Here is a 22,538-nt window from a genome sequence, read left to right as displayed (position 1 = left end):
GAATCATGGCGCTTCGATGGACGAAACTCGGAGGCCCATCCATTATGCCATCCTCCGCTGCGCGAAACGACCGAGACCGGGAATTCGTCCTTCAACCCGCTCCTTGCCTGGACATCGATAAAAGCGGCGCGATCGTCCGGGCAAACCCCGCATTTTGCGCCATAGCAGGACGCACCGAGGAAGAGCTACGCGAGCTGGGCCTCTCGTCTATCGTTTGGCAGGACGCGCACGACGAGGTCGCCAAAGCGCTACTCGACGCGACCAATCACGAGACCGTGAGCTTCGACGCCCCCATCTGCCACCCCGACGGCGAACTGCGATGGCTCGAATGGCGTGGTGTCATGGAACCCGCACGAAACGTCGTTCAATTCATTACGCACGACGGTACAACGTCGCGACGCGTCAAAAGCGAAATGCAGGAACGCGAAAGGTTTCTCACGACACTTTTGGCGAACTTGCCGGGTATGGCTTACCGGTGCCGCAACGATCCCGATTGGACCATGGAATTCGTGAGCGCCGGATGCCTGGCGCTCACGGGCTACGAAGTCGACGACCTTCTCTTCAACAAAACCACGAGTTTCGGTGATCTCTTTCATCCCGACGATGCACAACCCGTCTGGAATGCCGTGCAGAAGGCGCTCGCCAACAAAGAGCCGTTCACCCTGCAGTATCGCATTCGCACGAAGGGCGGCGGGCAGCGCTGGTGCTTCGAGCAAGGTCGAGGTGTATTCTCAGACAACGGCGAGCTGCTCGCGCTCGAAGGATTCATCACGGACATCACCCATCGCGTCGAAGCCGAAGAGGAATTGCGCGACAAACTCACGCTGATCGAGGCGCAACGCAATCAAATTGCAGATCTGTCGCTGCCCATCATCGAAGTTTGGGACGGCGTGCTCACCCTCCCCATCGTGGGCGTGCTCGACGACGTCCGGTCGGCGAGAATCATGGAAGGGCTGCTCGATGCCGTGGTCCGCACGCAATCGGAGCACGTGATCCTCGATTTGACGGCCGTGGCCAGCGTCGATGCCGCCGTCGCCGAACACCTCGTGTCCATTCTTCGTGCCGTGAAACTCCTGGGAGCACGCGGCGTGCTTTCGGGGATAAGGCCCGCCGTTGCACAATCGCTCGTGGGTTTGTCCGCGGACCTCGGCGGCATACCCACGACGTCGGATTTGCGAGGAGCACTGCGATCGTGCATGCGGCTCGATGCAAAAAATACGCGCGCACGCAAAGGTTGACGACGCATCTCCGCGTCACCTGTTCTCTCCGCCACTCCATTTCCGAATCACGAGCTCGATTCTACGATTTTTTGCCCGCCCCTCCTCCGTCCTCCAATCGGCAATGGGTACACTATTCTCGTATCCCACCGCCGTGAGCCGCTCGCGAGCGATCCCTTTTTTCGCAATGAGATAGTTCATGACTGCTTGCGCACGGTGCTGCGATAGCTTGCGACCATAAGCTTCTCGATCCGGATCACCCAGGTGCCCCTGAATTTCGACGTGTAAATCCACATCGCGAAAAAGAATGTCTCCCACGGCATCCAGCACCGGAAAACTCTGCGGTCTAATCGTGGCCTTGTCGAAATCGAAATATATTTTTTCACCCAATTCGATTTTGCACCCATTCACCCACGCGAGCGCCCCTGCAGGCGCAGGCGCTTCGGGCGGACACGGCACAGGAGCAGCAGCCGACGGAGCAGATGCCAATGGCGCTGGCTCGACTGCGGCCACGGCCGATGCTGTCGGCAATGGCTTTGCTGCCACTTCGGCGGAAACGCCAGGAGCAGCCGCCGGAGTCGTCACCTTTGCCGGCGGCTCACACGCAACCATCACAAAGGCAACGAGAACGCCCGGACAAACGTGTTTCATTGCTTCACCCCATGGATTGCAATGCCTCCACGACTTCCCCGAGCGACGCCCGATCTCCACCCGACAACGCTCTTGCACCTTTTGCCAATGCCATCGCGAGCGCCCGTACGTGCTCGTCGCCCCCCACGAAATCCTCCGCCGTCGTTTGATTCGCACGCGCAAGGTCATCGAGCAATAGGTTGACGTCACGCTCGTCGGCGCGAACCTCCGCATGCACGGAAACTTCGCCCGCCGCGCTTGCCACTTGTGCCATTCCCGCGCGCGCTCGCAGACCCAATCGCACGAGGTCCGCCTTTTCACGGACCGCTTTGTACGCTCCCTCGATGGCGTCGATCTCGCGGCGCGCTCGCACCGGCAAACTCTCCGTGCCGTCCGCATTTTCTGCGAGAGGACGCTCCGTTTCGAGCTTGTCGATTTCCGCTCGAGCTTCCGCAATGACGACGGCATACGAATCGATTGCCGCAATGGCTGCGTCGATTCGCGATGCGTAATCGCCCGGCACGCGTGGATCGAGGCCGGTTATTTCGGCCGGCCTTCGCCGCACGAGTTTTTTCACGGGAATGGAGAATGCCAAGCGCGACACCGCCGCCTCGGCTGCCCCGAGCACACGTTTTCCCAGGTCGATTCGCACGTCCATGTCGTCACGCATGCGCACCATGTCCGCGACGAGCGATACGTTGCCGCCCGAGTCGAGCGCCGCTTTGAGCTTTTCGGCAAGCGCCTCGCGCGTTTCCACCAATTTCGCGAGCGCATCGCGGAGCTTGCCCAGCGCTGCATCGGCATTCGTGACGTCCGATGTCAAGTCTTCGGCGAGCAGACGCTTTCGCATGGCTGCATTGGCGTCCGCCGCTTTTTGCGCGCGCCATTCGACGAGCGCCTTCGCCCGCGTCGCTCGATTGCGCGCCATTCGCATGCCCATACGCGCGCCGAGCACGCTCACGAGCGCGACCGAAGATCGTCCCAATGCCGCGAGCACGAGCGCAAACACGAAGGTTGCAATCGCGCCGCCCACACGCAACGTGGCAAGCGCCACGACAAACGACAAGATCCCCGCAATCGTCCCCATGGTCCAGGGCAAACCCACTTGTTTCTGGGTTTGCCCACGCAAAACGAGCGCGCCACTCCCCGGCAATCGCTCGATGGCCATGGCCGCCGTGGACAAGACGAACGCCGCGGCGCCGAAGAGACCCGCGAGCGCCAGAAATGCGCCCACGGAGGCCAAGGTCGCCACGAGCTGTCCGAGGAACGTGATGTCGATCATGAAAAGCTCCGCTCGCCGCGCCAAACCTCAGAATCCGACGACATCTTCGGCGATTGGCAGTTTCGCCGTCGAGATTTTCACGCGGAATGCTTTTCCATCCCACGCAATCGAATGCAGCGTCACGGACACCTCGCGAAGCTTCTTCGACCGCCACTTTGCCGAAAACACGTACCGCCCTTCGTCACCGAGCGGCACTTCGAGCGCTGAAATGCCCACGGACGACGATTCCGACAATTCGGGCAGCGCCGCGTCCTTGTCGCCTTCTTTGCCCACGAGCACCAAATCCGCGCTCAAGTCGTCCCACGTGAGAATGGCAATGGCGCTCGGACCACTCCACAAGGCAAGCTCTTTCATTTTGCGGGTCAAACCGTCGGCAAGCGAAGCCTCGGGAGGTTTTCCACCGCCATCCAGCAACTTGGCCAGTTGTGCCGCTGCTGCGAGGCGCGCCCATAGCCGCGGATCCCGCGGGCCCGGCGTGCCTTCTGCCGATGCAACTTGGCGTTCGATACGCAAAGCTTCGTCCACGCGACCACTGCCTGCAGCAGCCAAGGCCAATCGCAAGAATGCAGCCGGATCACCAGGACGAAGATCGGTGAGCGTTTTGTATTGGCGATACGCCGCCGCGTGCCAACGATGACGCAAAAACACATCACCCAAGAGCCGCCGCGAATCGGCACTTTGCGGGTCGAATTCGACGATTTCGGAATACGTCCGAAGCGCTTCCTCTTCGAATCCTTGCTGCGCCAATACATCGCCCAGCGATAGCGCCAACGTCGGACTCATGAGCCCTCGATCACGCAGTCGCCTTCCGTGCGCCAATGCATCGTCGCGTTTTCCAGCTTCACCCAAGAGCCGCACGATGCGGTATTCGCCTTCGGGATCACCCGGCGCCACGAGCATTCGTTCGCGCAATACCGCAAGCTTTTGCTCGACATCCGTAATCTCCGCAAGCTCGGCATCGACGGCGTCCCATTGGATTTTTTCTCCAAACAGCGTTCGACGCACGGCCGCTGCAATGCGCGGATCGACCGTACGACGCAAAATCGCCTGCGCCACGTACCTTTGCGTATCGGGGGTTTTTGCCAAGTGTTCCAAAAGTGCCAAGACGGCTTCTTCCGTGCGCGCTTTTTGCTGAATGAGATCGAGCAATGCTTGTTCGGCACGCCAATCGGGTATTTCGCACGTCGTGCGCGCCGCTTCATAACGTGACACGAGCGCCGCGCCGTCGAGCTCGCCCTTCAAACGTTTCGACCACATGACGATGCGATCCGCGAGCGGCCTTCGCGCCACGTCGCTGCAAGGCATCGCCGGCATCGTGCGCGATATTTTCACGCGCTCCGCTTTTTGGCCATCCTGTTCACGATGCGGCGGGGGTGGCGGGGGCGCAGGTTTTGGTTTGTCGAAGCCAGCCAATTCGACGCTACGAGGGCTGTTTCCCGCCGCGAGTGGACGGGTGCTGCGGTTCGGCACTCGCGCGCCAGGCGGCGCAGCCCCGAGTCCCCCGACATATCCGCTCCCACCCATGGGTTTGAAATCGCCAATCTCGTCGTCTGACGAAGCTTTCGCAATCTTTCCGGCAATATCCGCTTTCGGCATTGCCGGAGCTTCCGCGGTTGCCGATTCCGGCGACGGCTCCGGCACAATGCCCGCAACCGGCGTGTCCGTAGGCTCGCCTGCCCGCGCTTTTTGATCGTCGAGATTCATGTGCTCGCCCGCTGGCTCCGCCGGTGCAACAGCCACCGGCGGAGGCGCCTGCGAAATGGCCGACGCCGGCGCCTCGTCGCTCTTGGAACAACCGAACATCACCGCCGGAACGGGGTTTGCCGCGGCATCCATCCACGCGCGTTCGGTCGCCGCATCGAGCATCGTCAAACGAGTTCCGCGAAGTGGCGAATTCCTCCGTCGAATGCCTTGTCGCGCATACGCCGCTTCGCTTTCGAGCGCGAGGATGCTCGTATAAGGCGTCATGAGGCCATAATCGAGGCCAATTTCGACAATTTTGCCTCGCAATTCATCCGGATCCGTCGCTTCGCCAAGCAGTCGCCGAATCTTTTCCGCCGCCCACAGCCGCGGGACGAGCGACGTGCTCGGCCCCTGCGTCATCGTAATCGGATACGTCTTCGTGAAGTCTTTACCGCCGACGCGACCCTTCACCATTGCCTCTTTCGGCAACGCATGATGCGTTCGCGCCACGAGCATCACTTCTTCACCACGCGAAATCTTGCCAGTCGCCGTGAACATGGCTTCGTCAAGCCCCGCGCCGAGATCGATCGACAGCTCCGTAATCGTTGGTGTTTTGATCGCGCTCGCAAGACGAAGCACTTCGCTCGTCGCGGTCTCCGTGCGATCAATGCGGAAACTTTGGCCGCCGCCTTGTCGCGCAAGTTCACGCAGGAGTCCCAAATTGCTTTGAGCTCCAACGGCTACGGTAAACAGACGCGCCCGCGATGTCGAGAGCGATCGACGAAGCCGCTCGGACAAACGATCCGCCGCCACTTCGCCCGATGTTGCGAGCCCGTCGCCAATGTACACGACGGCCGGTTGTTCCGTGCCGTGAAGCCTTCCGAGCGCCGCGTCGAACATGGCGCCGAGGTCCGTTGCGCCCGCCGATGCATGTTCGGCAAGTTTTCCAAGCGCCGCGGCGATTTCTTTGTCGGTTGCTTCCGCCAAACCCTCTTTCGGCCAAAGCACCGTGGGCGCCGAATCAATGGCGATGAGAACGAATTTGTCTTTTTTCGAGAGCGCTCGAAGAGTAGCTTCCGCAGCGACGGCCTTTTGTTGACGGACGGCTTCATCGCCGGATGCGGACGTGTCGACGACGACCGCCACATCCCCCGGTGGTTCGGGAATGGTCGACCAATCGATGTCGGGAACGTAACGCGCCATCACGTAATCGGCTCGATCACTGCCTGCGGACCAGCGCGCGATCGTGAGCGGTTCGCGTTTGTCTTTTTCGATCGGCGTCGCTTCGATTTGAAAATCGGCTCGGGGCAAATACCCGCTACGCCGCATCGTCACGCGACGTCCGCGCTCTTCGACGACCGCGTCCGCCAAACTCGAAATTCGCATTTTCGGGCCAATCGTGCCCAAATCGACTTCGAGCGAAAATTCACCAATGCGCGAGGGTTCGTCCGAACGCATTGGATAAAGGTACTCGAGTTTGCCTTCTTGCGACGGCAGCACTTCCAGGTAGCGCAAAACGACGCGACGCGATCCCGATGCCGGAATCGGGTAAATGCGCGACCGATACGTACGGCCATCGACCCATTCGAGCAGCGCGGGCGAATGGCCACTCGATACGGCTTTCGTATATCGAGCCGCGGCTTCTTTGCGTTCTGTCACTTCGCCTTCGACGAGGACGCCGTCCGTTTCGACGGCAAACGACGTCACGATCGCTCGTTCGGGGACGCTGAACCAATACCAACCTTCGAGCATGCCGCCGCCTGGATTGCCGAACGTCTGGTCGACTTCGGTCTCCGCAAGGCCATCGCGAATGACGGCGCGCACGGATTGTCGGCTGATTTCGAGCAGTTTTGCTTTGGCGCCGATGTCGTTTGGCGACACGCCGTAGATGCGCCCGGCGCCGCTGGCATTTCCCGCGAGCGGCCGGCCGTCGCCCATGCCGCCGGTCCAATCGTCCCAGAAAACGACGGGTTTTACGTTGGGTTTGTCCGAGCCCTTGATTTCGACTTGTTCACCCGCGTTGACTTCGACGCGACCACCGGGCGACGTGACGACCGCGAGACCTCGTGTGACGACGACGCGCGTTTCGCCGCCCGCATTTACGATGGACAAGCCTGCATCGGCAGCGGACACGGTGACGGAGCCGGCCTTGTGCTGCATCGCGGCTCGTTCGGAAGGAGGTGCGTCGAGCCAAACCTCACCCGAAAGGATGTCGGCGCCTTCGGGGAGAAGTTTGACTTTGGTGTCGCTGCGCAAAAACAGCGACGAGCCATCGGCGAGGCGTACGAGGGCGCGGGCGCCGCTGCCCGTGGACACGTCGGCGCCTTGGGGAAGCGCGACGCCGGAGATGAGCGTGGCGGATTTGTCGCCGTCGGTGAGGCGCACTTCGCCGGCCGCAAGCTCGAGGCGCGCGTCGACGACGCCTGCGCGCACGGGGGGCACGCGTTGCGTCGCGACAAACGCCACGGCGCACGCGAGAAGCACCAAGAGGCCGAGCACTGCGCGTGCCGAGAGGGGATTGTTTTTCCAGTACGCCCTGAGCCGATCGAGAAAGCCGGTCATGTTCACTCCGATGTCCGCGAGAGCGAGGGATACGGAGCAGACCGCGAAAGGTTCTTCTCCCCCAGGACAGACGCGTGCTCTCCATGATCGGCTGATCTTGGGCGGGAGGAAAGATTTTGTTTGGGGAAGTGGCGAGCGCCGGGATCCCGGCCCTCTTTCAGGGCGTGACGGTCATGACGGGCATGTCGGCGAAGTTGAATTCGAGCCCAGCGTTCGCGCCAGCACCGAAGTCGCCCATGTTCTGATCACATACCGTCCAGCTCACGCCTTGGTCGAGGCTCACGCGGTAGACGTAACGGTAGTCACCAGGTGCTGGTGCGGTGAACGACGCTTCGTATTCGTCGTTGTTTGGATCGACAAACGCGCCGTTGATCGTTGCATTGATCCACGTCCAGCCGGATTCGTATTGCGGATTTGCGGAGGGCACGCCCCAGCCGAGCTGCGAGCGAATGCTGGGTTTGGCGGTCCCGCCGCCCGTCGTGCCCGACTCGAAGATCTGTCCGTAGATCAAGGGGGTTTGCATTCCCGTCTGCACGTTGAGCGACAATGGGAATTGGACGTTGCAGTAGTCGGCTTCGAGCGCCGTATTGGCTTCGTTTTCCACGGTGCACGCGCAAACGGCCACAGGTGTGGCGCTGTTGCGTGGGTTTGGCACGTCAACGGCAAAGTCCGCGCTGTTTTCGTTGACGTCGCCGCAACCGTTTTGGACGCGGAGAGCCGCGGTGGAATTGCTGAGGACGGGCACAGCCGCAGTGCCTTCGAAGCAGTTTGGCGGGGTTGGCGCCACAACCGACAACCGACGATGCCGTGCCAGTGGGCGGTGGGCAGTTCCGCCGCAAGCGCAGTCGTGGAACTCACGAGCGCGATCTTGCCCGACGCACCGGCCATGTTGATCGAGCTTATCAGGTCGGGTGTGACAGGCAATGGCACGCCGTTCGACCCGCCACTCATCCGGACGAGGAAGTAACCGCCCGCCGCAATCGAGCCGACGAGGTTGGTGGTGTTCCAATAAGTACCGGCCGCAGCTCGTATATTGAAGGCCCAATCCGAGAGGTTGACGGTCTGTGGTTCCGCGATTGTGAAGCTCGACGAAGTCGTGTGTGTAGGTGGCGCCCGCGTTTCCACCCCCACCGTACACTTGGCTGATGACGACCGAATCATTACACAGATTCGGGCTCGTCGTCAGAAAGCCATTCGGGTGCACGTGTTCCATGTCGAGCGGAGCGCCCAGCGCGCTCGTGGCCGCCGTGGTGACGCGGATCTTGTAGACGCGGTTGACGAGCATTCCGGGCGCGGCCGTCAATGTCGCCACGGTATCTCCGGCGGACATCGTCGCGAGCGCCGACGAGAACGCAATGCAGCTCGCGAAATTGTCCAGTGAAACCTGGATCGAACCGGTGCACGGGCCTGCGATGGTTTGTCCGGTCAACGTGGCGCCGTCCATCGCCGTCGAAAACGTCACCGATATGGCCTTCGACGCTTCGGGCATGCCGCCATCGGTCGGCATGGTGGCCACGACCGAGACGGTCGTCGGCGTGATGCACACGCCATTGCCATCGCATTCGGTGCCGCCCATCGTGCACGGCGTTCCGGGTGGCGCCGCAATGATAGAGGGAGCGCCCGCATTGCAAACGCCGATAGTACATTCATCGCCAGCGATGGGCACGTCGGTATCGTCGTCAGCGCTCACCTCGACGCCAGCACCGTCGCATTGATTCTGCTGGCAGTCACCGGGCGCTTGAGTGCTCGTCAGCGTACCCGCAGGGGCGAAAGCGAAATCACATGCTCCCAACTGGCACGTCCGGGTTTGGCATTCCGTATCCATACCGGGACACGTATCCGCCACGAGACATTCGACGCACGAGCTCGCGCCATCGCAAAGCGAGCCGCCATCTTGGTTGCATGCGGTTGCTGGAGCGGACGGCGGATTCGACGGCATGCCCATCGTACAGACGTCGTCGGTGCATTGGTTGCCGTCGATCGGGAGATCGGCGTCATCGGTGGCATTCATAATCAGGCCACCGGCTCCGTCGCATTGATCAGATGCACAATCGCCTGCCATCGGGTCGGCAACGATCGTGCCGCTCGGCGCATTGTTGACGCCGCACGTCCCTGCGTTACACGTATGGGTTTGGCATGCCGTATCCACGCCGCATTGAACCGCCGTGTTGCACTGGACGCATTGCCCCGTCGCATTGCAGACAGTGCCGCCACCCGAGTTGCATGCCGTGTCGACTGTCTTGGGCGAATGCACGGGAACGCCTGCATTGCAGGTGTCGTCGGTGCAATCGTTGCCGTCGTCCGCGGGCACATCGGCATTGTCGGCGACCGACACGATGACGCCCGAGCCATTGCACTGATTGACCTGACAATCCCCGGCAGTTTGGCTGACGACGAGCGTGCCGGCAGGCGCGTAGTCGAAGCCGCACATTCCGCCGTTACACGTTCGTGTTTGGCATTCCGTATCCATGCCAGGACAATCGCTCGGCAGCATGCACTGAGCTGGCGTGATGCAGTTGCCGTTACCGTCGCACTCCGTGCCGCCATTTTGAGTGCACATCGTGCCCGAGGGCAAATTCGTATGCGACACGCCCGTCATTGGATCGCACGCATCGGTGGTGCATTGATTGCCGTCGTCGATGTTGACCGGCGTATGCGACACGCCCGTCATCGGATCGCACGCATCCGCCGTACATGCATTGTTGTCGTCGACATTGACTGGCGTATGCGACACGCCCGTCATCGGATCGCAGCTATCCGTCGTGCACGCGTTGTTGTCGTCCGGGCTTATCGGCGTATGCGACACGCCCGTCATCGGATCGCACGCATCCGCCGTACATGCATTGTTGTCGTCGACATTGACTGGCGTATGCGACACGCCCGTCATCGGATCGCACGCATCCGCCGTACATGCATTGTTGTCGTCGACATTGACTGGCGTATGCGACACGCCCGTCATCGGATCACACGCGTCCGCCGTACATGCATCGTTGTCGTCGATGGAAATCGGGTTCTGCACGGGCCCGTTTTGCTCATCGCATGCCGCGACAGTGCATGCATCGGTGTCATCCGCGGGCAAGTCCGTCCCGTCGAACGTATCCGTCACGCCGCCGTCGCCGTTGCACGTCGCCGTCTTGCAATCATTCGGCGTTTGAGCTTGCAGCACGGTGCCTTGCGCTGCGTTCGATACGCCGCAAACGCCAGCGTCGCACGTGCGCGTTTGGCATTCCGTATCATCGCCGGGACAATCCGTCGGCATGTTACAGCCGACGCAATTGCCCATACCGTCACAAACGAGGTCCATTGCGGCGCCGCACATCGTCCCCGCCACGAGCGGATCATGTTGCGGAGCGCCGGTCTTGCAGCTATCGGCCGTGCAATCGTTTTGATCATCGGGCACATCCGTGTCGTCGTCGACCGTCACGACGTTACCTGCGCCATCGCATTGATCGACTTTGCAATTCCCTGCCGTTTGCGAAGAAACCGCAGTGCCGTCGGCGACGAACGTCGTGCCGCACGTGCCAGCGTCACACGTCGCCGTGATGCATTCGCTCCCCGTCGCAGGGCAATCCGTGGGCATTTGGCACGGCATTCCGCCGCCACCCATGCCGCCGCCACCCATGCCGCCGCCACCGGCGCCACCCATGCCGCCGCCGCCCATGCCGCCGCCACCGGCGCCGCCCATGCCGCCGCCACCCATGCCGCCGCCACCCATGCCGCCGCCACCGGCGCCACCCATGCCGCCGCCACCCATGCCGCCGCCGCCCATGCCGCCGCCGCCCATGCCGCCTCCGCCCATGCCACCGCCGCCGCCCATGCCGCCGCCGCTCGAGCTGCTCGAGCTGCTCGAGCTGCTAACCGCGTCGCCACCTTTTCCGGCGTCGCCACCCGCCCCTTGATCGATCTGCGATCGGTCGACCGTTGCGATCAGCTCACAGCCCATGCCGCTCAGCGAGAGCGCTGCGGCTGCAAAGAAAAATCTGGTTGTCCTGCGCATTTGTCCTGAACCTCTGCTTACGTCCGGGTCGCGCCTCTACCACAGCGGCCAAGCGGAGCGATCAAAAATCAGCCAGGGCGATCGATTCCACGCCCACCGCAGCGTCACCGGCAATACCCAACACATCGACCTACACGACGAGCGTCGAAATATTGCTTCACTCATCAACGGCCGGGGCCTGTTTTACTTGGACGCTGCAGGCGCTGGCGCCACCTGTTCTTCAATGACGAGATCTCGCACGGCATCGTCGAGCTCCGCGCGCGCAAGCGCCGCTTCGTCACCCTTTTTGGCGATTTCCACGGCCATGTCGTCGAGCTGCTTCGTGACATCGGCGAGCCGATCCAAGAGCAATTTGCGAAGCGTCGCCGCCCCCGCCGTTTTCTCGATCGTTTTGATACTTTCACGCAGCTCTGCCGCACGCTCCGCCGAATCGGAACGCTTTTCACGAATCCGCGCGAGCGCATCTTCCGTCGTCCCGAGAAGCTTACGCAATGCCACGATGCGATCCATCTTCTTTTGAAGCTCCGGAGACAACTGCGACCCACGCACATAAAGCGAAAGCTTTTCGCCATCAGCCGTCAGCAGCACCCATTGCCGCTCGACGGGTCGTGCCTCTTCAATATCGATGCGCAATGGCTTCTGCGCAGCCACGGGTAAACGAATGAAATACGCTTCCGGCGTCGTTTCGGTCCCCTCCGGCAGCTTGAATGCCTCGTACCCCAACCGCCTCGGATGCCGAATCACGAGTGTATTCGGCACGTTATGGCCAGGCGTGATATCGTAGGACGTGACGAACCTACTTCGATCGGTCACCCTGAGCAGTCCACGCGCAAGCGCCACGATACGCACCGGTTCGTCCAAGGAAATACCCGTCACGCGAACGCTCGTCGAAGTATCCACCGCATAAGGAATCGTCGACCGTTCACCGGGCAGAAGCCGCGTAATCACGCCTTCACCCACGAACGTCCCGCCGGAAAAGATCGACACCGATCCAGGCTGAAGCCCAATGTCGCTATTGTTCAGGATTTCTGCTGCTCGAAATGGGTGCTTCGCACTCTGCGGAGCTGCCGGGTCGGGACGAAAAAGAAGCACGTCGTCGCCATCCATCGGGCGATTGATGAGCGTAATCAGCGCCGACGATTTCTTTGGAAGCGTGACGGCATTGGCAATTTCGTATCGATACGTGCCACTCGATGCATCCACCGTGCTCGTCGCTTCGGGCACACGCGCAAGCCCTTCAGGCGTAACGACAGCCGATTCGCGAGATTTGTCCTTACCGCTCACGCGCTCGGCGATCACGAAAGAAACCCGTCGGTTCTTGCGCCGTCCCTCGTCCGTCGTATTCGCTGCAATGGGCATGTCGGCACCATACGTGCGCACCGTGAGCCTCGCCGAAGAAACCCCACGCCCCCTCAATAGCGTCTGCACGGCCCGCGCGCGCCGCATTCCCAAATCCGCCGCCAATGGCTCATCCGACGACGTGTGCCCTTGCAATTCGAGCACCGCAATCTCTGGGTGGTCCAAAAGCACCTGGGCAACTTGGTCGACGATGGGCCTGCTCGCCGCCTGAACCACATCCGATCCCTTATCGAACTCCACATGCTGAATGATTTGAATGCTGCTCTCCGTCACCCGAACCAAACGCGGACAACCGGTTTGTCGGGGATCGAAATTCGCCGCACCACCTTCGTTCGGACATGCGTCGTATTGATCGAGAATGCCATCGGCATCGGTATCCTTTTGCGCAACGTGCTCCGCATACACCGGACCCGTCGCTCCCGTTTGCGGACCGTAAATGCCCTTCAGCTCCGGACGCTGCATCATCGTCGGAGAACGCAGGTCGGACGCATACGACAGAGGCGCGCCCGTCGCAAGCGTGACGCGGACATCTTCCCAATCTTCATCACCGACATTATCAATGAGTGCCCACGCTTGGAGAAGTGCACGACGTTCTTTCTGATCTTTTGCAGGCAATATGATTCGATAGGTCGCTTTCCACGCCGCCGTGGGAACGGCATACGCAATGGAAACGGGACGGCTCGGCCGCGGCGAAAACACGAGCTCGAGCTCGGTCGGTTCTTCGAGGCCCTCGGCCCTGCCCGACCGCGGCAGCATTGCACTCACGGTCGACGGCGTGTCGTTCGGACCAAGCCCTTGCTCGACGACGACGACGCTTTTGAGCACATCGTCCACTTCACGCTCACGAAACCGCAGCGCAAGCCTATCGGACGTCAAGCTTCCGGTGCGCTCGAAATAGCCGAGGCCATTTTGGTAGAGCACGATGTGCCGCAGGCGCAGGCTAGGCGACGGGCCCTTTGATAGAGGCGCCCCACAACCAGCAACGAACGCCGCACAAATTGCCGTTTGAACAAGCTGTCGAATGGGAAGCATGGCGTGGTCACCTCGAAGGACGAGCGGAACGGGCGGTCACCGATGATACGACGATGTACAAACGCGCGCACCAAATATCGAGGATTGCAGTCGGGATTTTTTCGCCGTCACGTTCCACTTTCTCACCTCGACAGCCCTGAGCCATCCATGGTCGAGCAAATGACCGGTCCCTCCTTGCACAATCGGCTTGCCATGGCTGCTCGACGTGCATCGACGGCTGCCGGGCCATTCCACAACGTCATCAAGGGCGCTTCGACCACGTTTCCAAGCATGGGACCAAAAAAGTGCCCCATACGAACATCGCCATTCGCTTCGATACACGCGATTTCCCAGGGCGCTCGACATGAATGAATGACCGCGCGGTTTGCAAAACCATCCGCTTCGAGAAACATTCGTCCCGCTGGATCACCCTCCAACCGGCACCGCCATATCGGGCGCTCGATCGAGTGATCCACCATGACGAGACCTCGCGAAATGCCGCGCGCGCACGCCGCGCGAACCGCGTCCGCGGCAAACCCACCGTCCAACCGCACGAGCGACTTGGCTGCAAATGCATTCACCGGGACCACTTCTTCCAGCTTCAGCCAGTCGATGCCCAATTCCACACACAAATCGACCAGCGTTTCGAGCTCGGAGACGTTTTGCGACAATACCACGGTGGAAATGCCCAGACGCAAATCGAGCTGCTTTTCATTGCGCAATTTGACGACTTCCCGCACGTTCTCCACGACTTGATGAAATCGCCCTCCTTCTCGAATGGCATCGTTCACACCGGCGGTCGCGCCATCGAGCGACACCGATATCGATCGCACGCCGCGCAAAGCGAGATCCTCCGCGATTTTTGCCGACAAAAGCACGCCATTGGTCAACAAATGCACCATCGTCGAAAGCCCCGAGCGCGCCTTTCGAATGGCATCGAGCACCGGGACGAGCATCGGGGACACGAGGCTCTCACCACCATGCACGAATGCAAAATGTTCCGCAAATGCGAGATCGTCGCGAATACGATCGAGCAGCCACGGTGACCATTCACGTGCCTCGCGCAACGCGGTACGCGCGGGCGCATGCGTGATGCAATGCGCGCAACGCAAATTGCATCGCTCGGTAATGGCCAAATCGAGACGGCTCGGTCGCGATTGAACCTGCTGCGCACTCGATACGAAGTCGCGATCACGCAAGACCGCATTGCCCGCAATGTGCAGTTTGTGCCGAGCCTGCGCAACCCGGCGACGTACGACGACACCCGCACCCATTCCAAGACGCGCTCGCATTCCGTCGAGCGACGCTCGGCCCACACGGAAAAGCAATTCCGTTTCGGGAAAAGCTTCATCGTCGAGCATCACGTCGAGCTCATCGGGCCCCGTGTTCAGCGCAATGTCAATCACGTCGCCAGAAGCCTCGCGACGATATACGAGCACGCCACCTTCCCCATGAACGAACGACAATTCACCTTCGAGAAGCGCCGGGGTCGTTCGGCGAAGAGCCTCGAGCGTCGTAATGACGTCCCGCAGTGGCGTTTCCGATATCGCTTCATCGGCAGGCCATGGCATGGGCATGCGATCCGGCCAAACGTGTTCAATGGTTTGTTCCGGCCGATCCGCATAAAGCCCCAGCTCTTCGCCGTAAAGCAGCACGGGGATGCCCGGCAATGTAAAAAGCATCAAAAAACCGAGCGGCACGACGTGCATTCGGCCGCGTAATCGCGCGAGCGTTGCCAGACGCGGATGGTCGTGCGTGCACAAAAAACGAAGCGCACGAAATGCGGGGGCACCTCGTTCCCGTTCGATCACGCGCAATCGCCGAGCGACCTCGGCGCCGTCCACGGCGCCATATGCAAGAAAAGGCGTGACGGCGTCGAAAAAGCCGAATTCTGTTGCAGCATCGCCGGCTTCTTCGGCGATGAAACGATACGCATGCAAATGGACGAATTCGCCGAATACCACACCATCGGGGCGCAGCTCGCGGAAAACTCGGCGAAATTCGCGGGCCAGATCGAAAGGCACGTCGGCCGCCGCATCCAAACGCAGCGCATCGACACCGCGTTCGGCGGATCGCCGAACCAATTCAATAAAATATGCACGCACTTCGGGATCGTATAAATTGAAAAGTGGAGCGTCCGAACGTGTTCCGTAATGACGAAGCGTCGTCCTGTCGTTCGTCCACAAAAACCACGACGCATATCGTGACGCAGGGCCGTTTTGCTTGACATCCTCGTACGGAGGAAACCCCGTACCTGCATGGGAACACGTAAAATCGAGCGCGATTCGCATTCCCAATGCATGCGCTGCTTCGAGCAATCGCTGCAGAGCTGGTTCTCCGCCGAGCCGCGGATCGACTCGAAACGGATCCACGATATCGTAACGATGACAATTCGCTCCCTCGTGAATGGGCGTCAAGTAAACGACGTTCACGCCCATTTCAGCAAGCATGTGGAGCGCGTGGGTCACTCCATCGAGGTGCCCGCCGGCATATTTTTGCGGCCCTGGATCGCGCGCCCATTTCGAATGCAATACGCGCGGCCGAAAACGATCGACGAAAATGGTATACACGACGGCATTGTGCCACCACGCTGGCGTCGTATCGGGCGGAGCTTCCCAATGAATGGGCCCGCCTTGTTCATCGCCAATCAGGCGCCCATCATCCAGCTCGAATCGCAATCGCACTTTTCCCGACGAAATCGGCAAGCGCGCCTCGAAAATGCAATGTTCGTCCTCTTCGGCAACGCGCACCATTTCCGTCGAATGCTCACCATTGTCCGCTGGTTCCTGCCACAATACCGAAACCGAATCCCCGTGCCCAAATCGCAATGCAGCCACGACGCGCACGCCTCCACGGTCCATTGCGGCAATCCAAGGCGCTCCGGGTGCAAACAGAATGGGCTCGGGCGTGCCTTCCACCGACAGCACATGATTGCGTCGCTTGTTTTCGGAACGCGTTCGCAGAGCCTCGTCGTCAATGGTCCACTCGCCATCGACGAGAAGTTTGTATGCATACATTCCCGGAGGCAGCATCAACGTGAGCGAACCGCGCGCGATACCATCGTCGTCGAGCTTCACGGCTACGTCGAGCGGCATGTCCCACGCGCTGATTTCCCCTGCCACGGCAATGTTCGGCACTTTTCCGAACGGCCCCTTGGCGCTCACACGCAGCTCGACGGGGCGGTGGGATTTCATTGGGCGGGGCGGTAACATATTTTCTTGCATCCCCGAACGTATCGGGCATCTTCGATGTCGGGTCTGCTTTTCGGCTCATGACACGAGGGTGCGAGATGTTCAAGGTGCGAGTGCAGCGCGTAGGAACGCAAATTGCGGTGATGGGTGGCATGACCGCAGCCGCGGCCCTTGGGGCGGGTTGCGGGGAAGCGGCTCCCGAATTGCCCATTGAAACGGACGACATTCAAGGGATGCAGCCGGCCTTCAAGGGCGGCGATGTGACCTTTGACATTTCGGGGTGGCCCGGGGCTGGTCAATCGATCGATTTCGTCATTGCGAGCTCCACGACGGACGAATTTCTTCGCGTCGGCCAGAAGCTTTCTTTCGACATTCCTGCACTCACGCTCTGGGATTGGCTGCATCCCGGAAGTCCTACGCCGACGCTCGAGCAGCTTCAGGCGCTGAAAGCAACCATTTCAATGACGGCCATCGACAAGGGCAAACCATTTTCGACATTCGATGTGGAAACGGTTTCCTGGAAAGGCTCCGATGTTTTTTCGCTGCGCGCTTTGACGACCGTCGCGACGATGCCGGACAAGGCGGACGAGCTGCAGTTTGCCATGACGATCGTCGATTCAATGGACAATAGCATGCTCACGCTCGAGCAAAATCAATTCGTTTCCCAGCCGGTTTTTGGCGGCGAATTGCCCACGAAGACCGTCCTTTTCGACACGGCCCTCGCGTTCCGGCAGCGCGTGATCGAAGGCGACGACCCGGTCGCAGGTTCGTCCATTCTTTTTGCATACAGCGATTGGCGCGCCGATTGGCTCGTGGATGCTTCCACCATCGATCGACAAATTGGAACGCAGTTGACGAGCGGGCGGTTTGGCCAACTCGATGTGCCGGTGTACGGAACCATCGAACACGACGTCGGGATCGCGGTGTATTTCGATGACGGACAAGATTGGCGCCCCGAAGCACCTTTGACAGCCAATAAAAATTCCCGCGTGCTGGGCGCGGGCCGCACCTCCTACGAATCGAACCTCGAAATTCCCGCAAAAGCCATGCGCATGGCGCTGTACGTCCACGTGCGTACCTACGTCGTGGCCAATTATCCCGCGGTGCCCAATGTAACCAAGTGGTATGCCGACGGAGAGAAGGTCCTCAAGGCCGATAAATACGACAATCCGGGCGGACAACCTTTCGCCAATTACGAATTCGGCATCGACAACAGGTAATCGAGGTCCCGAGCCGCCATGGATGTGGACATCGCCGCGGATCTGCACGGGCACACTCGATTTTCGGATGGTCGCGCCACGCCCGAGGAATATGTCGACTACCGACGCAGCATTGGCATGCGCCTGTGCGCCGTCGCGGACCACGACGTGCTCACCGGCGTTCCCATCGCAGCAATGGCGGCAAGACGCGCTGGAATGTGGTTTCTACCGGCTGTGGAAGTCACGAGTTTTCTACACTTTGGGACGGCGGAAGCGGAACAATTCCACGTCCTCGCGTATTTTCCACCGGCGTTCGTCCAGCCATCACGCCTCTTTCGCACGGCGCTCTACGCGCGGGGGTTACGCGTACAAAACCGATGGAAGACGTTTGTCTTGGAATGGCTGTCGTCGCTACCCGAAAACGACCGCTTGGCCATCGATCCAGACACGACGCTCGAGGCGCTGCCCAATGAAGATTTCCCGGCGCTTCAATCGATGATCGATCGCATTTCGAATAGGCGCCCGGACCTTTTCGATGCGTTTCGCATTCACCACGTATCGTTTTGGGAAAAGGACCGCGAGCTCTTCGGCTGGACCCCGGAAGAAGCCATGGAATACATTCGCGCCGATGGTGCATTCGACGTCATCGCGCACCCAGGTCGGTACCGCGACAAACAGCGAACCGAACGTGCGTTGCATTATGCCCGAGGGATCGAAGTGTACACGTCACGCCATCGAGGTGACGTGGCGAAGCGATTTCTCGAATTTGCCCAAGAGCACCGCAAGACCTGGACCGTTTCCGCCGACGATCATCAAAATGCGCGCTACATTCGCCCCCCTTGCGGCATCCCCATACGGACTGTCGAAGAGCTGTTTCAACGCAGTCTGACCGTGGATGAAATCATGGGAAAATAAATTATTCCCCGAGCTGCGATGACATAGCTCCGGGAGACGTGTGATTTCTCGGCGTTCGCGGGGGGTCCCGCTGTTCGAGCCTGCGAAGCAGGCGAGTTCGGGGGGCACCGCGGGCGCCGAGAAATCACACTTCTCTCGGGGCGGGTGACAGAATTCGATATTGCTTATGGAATTCCTACAATCCGCACGTCGTCGATGCGCCATTCTTCGGCAAACGAATCGCCTCCCGCCGTTTGGTCATCGTAAACGAATCGCGCTTGCATCGAAGCATTGGCCACAAAGGGCGACACGTTCACCAAAACGGAACCCGTTGCATCGTAGTTGAACAACGACGCGAGCGACCAGTTGACACCGTCCGTGGATACCTCGACGCGACCCGCGTCCGTCGCAGCATCCCAATGGTCGAAGTCATGATGGAAAGCGAGCAGTACCGTGCCAACCCCGGCCGTACTCACCACGGGCGTCCGCAAAATCTCCCCGTCGAGCGGCGCATTTGCTTTGTCCTTGACCAGAGCAAACCCACCCCCGGACAAACTCTCGGTCGTGTTGTCCTGCGTGCATCCGAGAACCGGATCGCAATAACCCCAGCCATTGCCATCCGAAAATGCGTCGATGACCGTCATCGCACCGAGATCCATATCGAATGTCTCTTCGAAGAGCACCGTATGCATCTTGCACGTGGTCGCTCCTGGCAAACCCACGCACGAACTGCTCGCATCGCAGCGGTTTTCGCGCCTCGTCGGATCGCACGGCATTCCAGCCGAAAGCACCGGCTTCACGTCGATGTCCACTTGGCAAAGCCCCGCATCCTGAGCGGTGAATCCATCGACGATGATTGCATAATCCCCCGCAGGCAGATCACGCAGCGATAGCGTCTCCGTTTGTCCGGACGCAGTCGCTTCCGCGCAGCCCATTTCATTGCCACCCGCGCACGGAAACGCTCGAACATATACGCCCACGTCAACCGCAGACGATTCGGGCGTCACGGTCAAGTGCACGTCGGACACCTGAGTGAGCGACAGCGACAGCACCGCCTCGGGCGCTCCCGCACCCGTACACGTTCCTTGCTGCGCGCCCGCGCCGCCCGTCGTAACGAGGTAATGCCCTTTCGTGACCGCATGAGGCATTGCGCACGCGCCCGAACCGACGAGCGGCACGAGAGGTTGTTCCGTAAGGACAAACTGATACGGACCTACGTCGTTCATCCCGTGGCCTGCCAGGACAAACGTCACGTCGGTGGACGGAGGCAACACCGGCGATCGCAACCGCGGATGCTTGCCGGAACCGGAATCGTCGTCGCACGCCGTTTCCATCGTCGTATTCAGGCAATCGGCGAACATCCACAGCACGGGATCGGCAAGAGGCCCACCCTTGGGCATGGTTTTCGCGATCAATCGCGATAACGTGGGACTCGTGCGGTAATGATGCAGCTTCGTGGCAATGCCCGTGGTCCCTGCCGAACAACTGGGATTGCTGAAATTGACGAGCGACGAACCGCTCGTCGTCCCGTCGTACGTCGTGACCTCGCCGTCTCTGGTCGCGACCATCGGATTCGTCAGATCAATGGCATCGCCGCACGCGGTCCCCATTTCGAGCGTGCACACTGCACTGCAGCCATCGCCGGGCATGACGCCGCCGTCGTCGCACGCTTCGCCGGATTCCTTTTTCCCATTGCCGCAAACGCTATCGATCATGCAGGCTTCATTGCAACCGTCGCCGATTTCCAAATTGCCGTCGTCGCACGCTTCGCCCGCTTCGAGCAACCCATTGCCACAAATGCCGGCCATGCCGCCGCCCGCCCCGCCCTGCCCCATTCCACCAGCGCCGCCCTGTCCCATTCCACCAGCGCCGCCTTGTCCCATTCCACCAGCGCCGCCTTGTCCCATTCCACCAGCGCCGCCTTGTCCCATTCCAGCAGCGCCGCCCTGTCCCATTCCACCAGCGCCGCCCTGTCCCATTCCAGCAGCGCCGCCCTGTCCCATTCCAGCAGCGCCGCCCTGCCCCATTCCACCCGAACCGCCGCCGCCCTCGCCCATTCCACCAGCGCCACCTTGACCCGTGCCGCTCGTGCCCGTGCTCGTCGTCGGCGCGCCGTCACTGCACGAGATTACGGGTAGCACGGAGAAACCGAGACACAAAGCAATCCAAGCGTTTTTCTTCGTCATTTTCATTCCTATTCGAATCGGATGATGCAGCAGGGAACGCAGTCGGACCTGAAGATCCCAACGTCTTCTATCGAGCATTCATTCGCTCGACGGCTTCGGGTTGTGGGATTTGAACAACGACCACCCAGAACCGGACGGAGTTTTCCCGCTCGGTGGCATGGGCGGCATGTTCGCCGAACCTTTGGAGGAGGGCGGAGGCGGCCGCGAGGAGGGCGGTTTCGTGTCGGTCGCCGATGACCTCGAGCTCCGCCCAATCCGTGCAAATACTTTTTCGGGCGTATCGACGTCGAAACTCGTCTCCGACGTCAAAGCTCGAACGACACTCGCAATCGATTTACAGATTTCTGGACCTTGCTGGACTCCTCGCCTTATCAAAAGACTCGGCAGAATGCGTTCCAACACCACGAGCATCGCTTTGACATTCACCGTTTTTGGAAGGAGCCCGGCACCTTTGAGCGCAAGACGCAACGTACCCCGCGCCTCGAGGCGAGTCATACGCGAGAGCTGCTCGAGCTCGTCCGCCGCTCGCTCGAATACAGGCGACTCGTCGCTCACACCGCCTCCTCGGCGCGCAGTCGCCGCTCGATGTAATACACATACGTTTTGGGTGGGAAAAAGCTGAGCGTGAGCGGTATGCCGGCAACGACGCCGAAAAAGAAACCCGCAAGAGTACATTGACGCGCGAAATCGGCACCGCTCAAATGCAATCTCACGCCCGCCATGACGAGCAGCAGCATGAGCGCGAGACACACGTGCGCAAGTCCCCACAGACTGAAGCGATCTGCAACGAGCGGCTCGGCAAGCCCAAAGCGCACGCGCCGACGCATCAATCGAGCATAATGAAGCGATTCAATGGCCGCCCACGCATAACAAATCGTACGCAGCACACCTCGCGCCACGAGCGCCGACGGAACGCCATTGTCCCAGGGAACAATATGATTGACGAATGGCATCGCCACGAATGCGAGCGTAATGATGACCGACAACGCTTTGGCCCAGATTTCATCCCGCCGAAAAACCCGCCATACGAATCCAATCGTCGCGATGAATCCCAAGTCGCAAAATGCCCCGGCCGCCTCGGTCATCCACTTCGCCGGAATTCCTCCGCCGACAACGGCACTCGTCACTGCGCACGAAAATCCAACGAGAGGAAACGCCACCGAGAGCCCCAGAAGCAGCTCCGGAACTCGGCGCGTACGAGCCGCAAGACGGAGCAATCGAACGGAAACCGAGCCCAAGAGCAGGACAGCGGTTGCAAGTGCAACAAGGACGGGCGGTTTCACGAGTAGGGCAAAAGATAACACCGTTTCATCTCGGACGTCGAGCG

The 22,538-nt window shown here is 60.5% G+C and carries 12 protein-coding genes; 3 read left to right on the top strand and 9 right to left on the bottom strand.

The genetic code is table 11. The features are described from left to right. Window positions 1-5 precede the first annotated feature (5 nt). Complete coding sequence (locus tag IPM54_10050) at window positions 6-1,238, top strand: PAS domain-containing protein (GenBank protein ID MBK9260165.1); 1,233 nt, start codon at window positions 6-8, stop codon at window positions 1,236-1,238. Window positions 1,239-1,253: 15 nt separating this feature from the next. Here the strand turns inward: IPM54_10050 and IPM54_10045 are convergent, their stop codons facing one another. The 6 genes from IPM54_10045 to IPM54_10020 all read right to left on the bottom strand — a co-directional run bounded on the left by IPM54_10045 (window position 1,254) and on the right by IPM54_10020 (window position 16,935). Next, a complete protein-coding gene (locus tag IPM54_10045) occupies window positions 1,254-1,868 on the bottom strand; it encodes an OmpA family protein (protein MBK9260164.1) in 615 nt (204 codons plus the stop codon). 4 nt (window positions 1,869-1,872) lie between these two features. Continuing rightward, entirely contained in the window at window positions 1,873-3,129 is a 1,257-nt protein-coding gene (locus IPM54_10040; protein ID MBK9260163.1) for a hypothetical protein, read from the bottom strand. A gap of 27 nt (window positions 3,130-3,156) precedes the next feature. Continuing rightward, window positions 3,157-7,374: a FecR domain-containing protein gene (locus IPM54_10035; protein ID MBK9260162.1), complete on the bottom strand. Its 4,218-nt coding sequence runs from the start codon at window positions 7,372-7,374 to the stop codon at window positions 3,157-3,159. Window positions 7,375-7,531: 157 nt separating this feature from the next. After that, window positions 7,532-11,371, bottom strand: coding sequence for a hypothetical protein (locus tag IPM54_10030; protein MBK9260161.1), 3,840 nt, complete (start codon window positions 11,369-11,371; stop codon window positions 7,532-7,534). 183 nt (window positions 11,372-11,554) lie between these two features. Further along, complete coding sequence (locus IPM54_10025) at window positions 11,555-13,762, bottom strand: OmpA family protein (GenBank protein ID MBK9260160.1); 2,208 nt, start codon at window positions 13,760-13,762, stop codon at window positions 11,555-11,557. Window positions 13,763-13,884: 122 nt separating this feature from the next. After that, window positions 13,885-16,935 carry a radical SAM protein gene (locus IPM54_10020; GenBank protein MBK9260159.1) on the bottom strand — a complete coding sequence of 1,017 codons (3,051 nt, stop codon included), beginning with the start codon at window positions 16,933-16,935 and terminating at the stop codon, window positions 13,885-13,887. A 95-nt stretch (window positions 16,936-17,030) separates the two neighbouring features. Here IPM54_10020 and IPM54_10015 point away from each other — a divergent pair, with 95 nt between their 5' ends. Together IPM54_10015 and IPM54_10010 are read left to right on the top strand one after the other, a co-directional pair. Further along, complete coding sequence (locus IPM54_10015) at window positions 17,031-18,152, top strand: hypothetical protein (GenBank protein MBK9260158.1); 1,122 nt, start codon at window positions 17,031-17,033, stop codon at window positions 18,150-18,152. A gap of 18 nt (window positions 18,153-18,170) precedes the next feature. After that, on the top strand, window positions 18,171-19,046 hold the full coding sequence (locus IPM54_10010) for a hypothetical protein (GenBank protein ID MBK9260157.1): 876 nt from the start codon (window positions 18,171-18,173) through the stop codon (window positions 19,044-19,046). 164 nt (window positions 19,047-19,210) lie between these two features. Here the strand turns inward: IPM54_10010 and IPM54_10005 are convergent, their stop codons facing one another. The 3 genes from IPM54_10005 to IPM54_09995 all read right to left on the bottom strand — a co-directional run bounded on the left by IPM54_10005 (window position 19,211) and on the right by IPM54_09995 (window position 22,515). Beyond that, window positions 19,211-21,166 carry a DUF4215 domain-containing protein gene (locus IPM54_10005; protein ID MBK9260156.1) on the bottom strand — a complete coding sequence of 652 codons (1,956 nt, stop codon included), beginning with the start codon at window positions 21,164-21,166 and terminating at the stop codon, window positions 19,211-19,213. A 123-nt stretch (window positions 21,167-21,289) separates the two neighbouring features. Next, window positions 21,290-21,766, bottom strand: a complete 477-nt coding sequence (locus IPM54_10000) for a hypothetical protein (protein MBK9260155.1) — start codon at window positions 21,764-21,766, stop codon at window positions 21,290-21,292. Further along, window positions 21,763-22,515 (bottom strand): hypothetical protein, encoded by a 753-nt coding sequence (locus IPM54_09995; protein MBK9260154.1) that lies wholly within the window; start codon window positions 22,513-22,515, stop codon window positions 21,763-21,765. The genes IPM54_10000 and IPM54_09995 overlap by 4 nt, the downstream gene beginning before the upstream one ends. Window positions 22,516-22,538 lie beyond the last annotated feature (23 nt).

Source organism: Polyangiaceae bacterium (assembly GCA_016715885.1).
In the GTDB taxonomy this organism is placed as follows: Bacteria; Myxococcota_A; Polyangia; order Polyangiales; family Polyangiaceae; genus Polyangium.
Note: the sequence above shows the minus strand (reverse complement) of the source record. Positions and strands in the feature narration are given on the sequence as shown.

Bases quoted from the DNA above. Each gene is read 5' to 3' on its own strand.
- IPM54_10050 (MBK9260165.1), top strand. From the start codon at position 6: ATGGCGCTTCGATGGACGAAACTCGGAGGCCCATCCATTATGCCATCC.
- IPM54_10015 (MBK9260158.1), top strand. From the start codon at position 17,031: ATGTTCAAGGTGCGAGTGCAGCGCGTAGGAACGCAAATTGCGGTGATG.
- IPM54_10025 (MBK9260160.1), bottom strand. From the start codon at position 13,762: ATGCTTCCCATTCGACAGCTTGTTCAAACGGCAATTTGTGCGGCGTTC.
- IPM54_10040 (MBK9260163.1), bottom strand. From the start codon at position 3,129: ATGATCGACATCACGTTCCTCGGACAGCTCGTGGCGACCTTGGCCTCC.
- IPM54_10045 (MBK9260164.1), bottom strand. From the start codon at position 1,868: ATGAAACACGTTTGTCCGGGCGTTCTCGTTGCCTTTGTGATGGTTGCG.
- IPM54_10030 (MBK9260161.1), bottom strand. From the start codon at position 11,371: ATGCGCAGGACAACCAGATTTTTCTTTGCAGCCGCAGCGCTCTCGCTG.
- IPM54_10020 (MBK9260159.1), bottom strand. From the start codon at position 16,935: ATGAAATCCCACCGCCCCGTCGAGCTGCGTGTGAGCGCCAAGGGGCCG.
- IPM54_10010 (MBK9260157.1), top strand. From the start codon at position 18,171: ATGGATGTGGACATCGCCGCGGATCTGCACGGGCACACTCGATTTTCG.
- IPM54_10035 (MBK9260162.1), bottom strand. From the start codon at position 7,374: ATGACCGGCTTTCTCGATCGGCTCAGGGCGTACTGGAAAAACAATCCC.